The organism is Luteimonas marina, from assembly GCF_007859325.1.
In the GTDB taxonomy this organism is placed as follows: Bacteria; Pseudomonadota; Gammaproteobacteria; order Xanthomonadales; family Xanthomonadaceae; genus Luteimonas; species Luteimonas marina.
Genome location: NZ_VOHK01000015.1, coordinates 1 through 3,119 on the forward strand (window position 1 = coordinate 1; position 3,119 = coordinate 3,119).

Annotated in this window: 4 protein-coding genes; all 4 read right to left on the minus strand. The window is 56.8% G+C overall.

The features are described 5' to 3' along the window. Positions 1–343: 343 nt before the first annotated feature. The 4 genes from FQY83_RS17460 to FQY83_RS17475 all read right to left on the minus strand — a co-directional run bounded on the left by FQY83_RS17460 (position 344) and on the right by FQY83_RS17475 (position 2,805). Positions 344–874 (minus strand): hypothetical protein, encoded by a 531-nt coding sequence (locus FQY83_RS17460; protein ID WP_146389507.1) that lies wholly within the window; start codon positions 872–874, stop codon positions 344–346. A 371-nt stretch (positions 875–1,245) separates the two neighbouring features. Next, entirely contained in the window at positions 1,246–1,668 is a 423-nt protein-coding gene (locus tag FQY83_RS17465) for a DUF4160 domain-containing protein (protein ID WP_146389509.1), read from the minus strand. A 404-nt stretch (positions 1,669–2,072) separates the two neighbouring features. Beyond that, positions 2,073–2,390 (minus strand): hypothetical protein, encoded by a 318-nt coding sequence (locus FQY83_RS17470; RefSeq protein ID WP_146389511.1) that lies wholly within the window; start codon positions 2,388–2,390, stop codon positions 2,073–2,075. A gap of 70 nt (positions 2,391–2,460) precedes the next feature. Next, positions 2,461–2,805, minus strand: coding sequence for a hypothetical protein (locus tag FQY83_RS17475; RefSeq protein WP_146389514.1), 345 nt, complete (start codon positions 2,803–2,805; stop codon positions 2,461–2,463). Positions 2,806–3,119: the final 314 nt, after the last annotated feature.

A 3,119-nucleotide genomic window follows, 5' to 3' on the forward strand; every position in this document is an offset into this window, starting at 1 on the left:
TGCCCGCCACCAAAACTGTGTCTGTGAAAGGCCATGAGTCATCGTCTGGGTCAAGCTCGGAGATCAGGGCGTATACGGCGGTTACGTCAGGACGCTGAAGCAACCCAAGCAGAGTGTCTCGAAATAGCGGAACTCCGGGATGAGGGACAAGATTGCAGCCAATGGAACCTTCATCGTCGTTCCCGTCGAAGAATCGATCAAGTGGAACGACTTGCGGCTCCGCCTGAGTCTGGAGCTCTCTCTTCAATGCGATGCACTTATCCTGATCCACGATGAACCCTCAACTGATGCCTAACGCCAGAATTAAGCCGTGCCGCGAAGCGGCATCGGCTTGAATGATTTGTTAGGGCCCAAGCCGCTTATAGCAAGCATGTAGCTCATGCAGCAAACGCTCCCGAGTCTTGAGAATGTTCTCGCGCCACGTATCTATCTCAGCGTCAGTCATGAGTTGCGCCTCACTGACCGCGGACCGTCTAAACGCACTGACCATGTCGCCGTAAGTCCTGACTGCAATTTGGGCATCCCGCTTGCCAAGCAACAGTAGCTTGGCCTCCGAGCTAGTGAGCTCATGAAAGATGTCGAACAGCGCCCGCTTAGATTCCGCGAGGTCCATCTCTTTCCTGTCGCTCAGGGACTTGGAGTGGCGCTTAAGTCGGTGCGCGTCGCTAGCGAGTGACCAGTAGCGGAGCGCGGCTTGAGTAAACCGCTCGGTTTGCTCAGCGACGTCTTTCAGAATTTCGAACTCGCGTTCGACCTTAGCCTTGTCTAGATCGCGACGATGCTGCGAGTGAGATAGCAACAGCGCAGAGATGCCGGCGATCAAAGCGCCAAGCCCGATCTTCACCGCCGAATCTATGACCTCGAGCAATGTCATGTATTGGGCCCTAACGCCTGAATTAAGCCGCGCCGCGAAGCGGCGTCGGCTTGAATGAATTGTTAGGCCGGCGGCCCATGCCTGGAAGCCCGCACAGCCCGAACCATGGTGGGAAGTAGCAGCAGACCACCTACTAAAATGGTGAGTGCCCCAATGACAATGGCAGGACCTAGCCAAGGTGGAGAAGTCTTTAGGGTGGCTCCGAAGCTATGAGCCAACAGTGTTCCGGTAACGCCTGCGACCATGCTCAGGGCGAAGAGCTTGGCAAGCTTGCGACCAGTTATCTGCCTTGAATCATTCATGATCTTCCTTCCGCGGCCTAACGCCCGAATTAAGCCGCGCCGCGAAGCGGCGTCGGCTTGAATGAATTGTTAGGCGCCACTGTACGGACCCACTTGGCAATTGGTTGGTCTCGTCGCATTCCACGCCTCGACTAGCTTGCGCTTGGAGTGTTTATGCCAATAGCGCACTTTGTCCAGAACGTCCGAAGGTGCGTGCCCCTTAAGCAGCCTACAGTCTTCGATCGCGAAGCTGGCGTTTAGCCCAGGCGCACGCACATGGAAGTGTGGCGGCGGATGCTCGTCAGGATAGATCTCGAGTTTTAGTCCTGCTAGTCGTTCAACGACCTGCTTGCCCTGCAGCAGGATCGGCTCACCGTCCCGGAAGAAGATGAAGCATGGACCATGCAGCATGGCCTCGAGCCAGAGTGCCCACTCATCAAGGTCGTCAAGTGACTCAGGTTCAGCCAACTCGAATCGCCCAATTTGCTTTAGCTGATCTTTCGAGATGGCCATTTGTGGCGCCTAACGCCGGAATTAAGCCGCGCCACGAAGTGGCGTCGGCTTGAATGACTGGTTAGGCCGCAGCATGCGACGACAATGACTTGCCCGCAAGGTCTCCGCTTGGGGTGCCGCCGAAGCCGGGCAATCCGGACGCGCGGCCACGAAAGTGTCAGGACGGGAACCCACCAAAGCCGCACCTTCACCAAGCGCGGTGCGTCCGATGGGCCGCCTGGCCCGACCGAAGCCAGGAGAGCTGATCACGGCCTCAACCGCGCGGCGACGAACTATCCAGAGTTCTAGATAGCGAGCGAAGCGAAGAACGCGAAGATTGAAGCGCGACCACACAGCTTTGCTTTTCAGCGGCCTAACGCCTGAATTAAGCCGCGCCGTGCAACGGCGTCGGCTTGAATGAATTGTTAGGTTGTTGGCTTGTCATGGTCGATCGGCTTGAACGAAATGCCGTACGGCCCAAAAAGCGAGTAAACCCAAAGACCAAATGCAATGGCGGATCCAAAGATCATCGTGAAGAATGCGCTGAGAAAAACCCCGATAAAAGGCGAGGCGATTAATGCCGTCCACCCGGTCAGTGGCTCGCCGTTCCAAGACAGTGAGTTCAATCCCATAGCGGCTGTGCAACCCGCAAGAACAGTGAAAGGCAAGACAGAGAACAGAAAGCCGACGCCGACCAATTTGAAGGTAGTGCCAACCGAAATGCGCTTTACCTGCAGTTCCAAGAGATTTCTCCCAACAACCTAACGCCTGAATTAAGCCGCGCCGCGAAGCGGCGTCGGCTTGAATGAATTGTTAGGCATAAGACCAGAGGAACCAGCCGCCTAACGGCAATAGTGCGAACAGTACTACAACGCCAAGACAGCCGGAATTACCGCTTGATGCGCTACGACCGCCATACGACGCGCGCTCCTGCGGCGGGCGAGATTGAAGCCATTGGGCATGGCAAGACTGGCAGAAGAACTTGGTCTTGCCGTTGCGCCATGCCTCAGCGGTGCGGTTGTTGTGGCGCGAGGCTGTGCCGCAACGCGAGCATTTGAAAACTGGAGAAGGCGGTTGGCGCTTTGGTATGAGCTTGGCAATAACACCAAGAATGACCACGACAGCTATGACAACGCCAACAATCAATTCAGGCGCCATGAACCTTCCCCTTATGCCTAACGCCTGAATTAAGCCGCGCCGCGAAGCGGCGTCGGCTTGAATGAATTGTTAGGCGTCAACGCTACGACGGAAATGAGAGCACGGCAAGGCTGACGCTTGAGATGTCACCGAAGGCGCCGCCGCCTGGGCGCGCCGGCCCGGAACCTTTCCCAGACTTGCCGAAGCCAACCGCAGACTATCCGGTTGCGACGCCCGATCTCGACCGTCCGAAGCCGAACTCCGCAAATCTGTCCCGGCGTGTTTCACAGACCTGTCCGAAGCGAATGTGGCCGAAGACTCGAGAACGTTCCGCC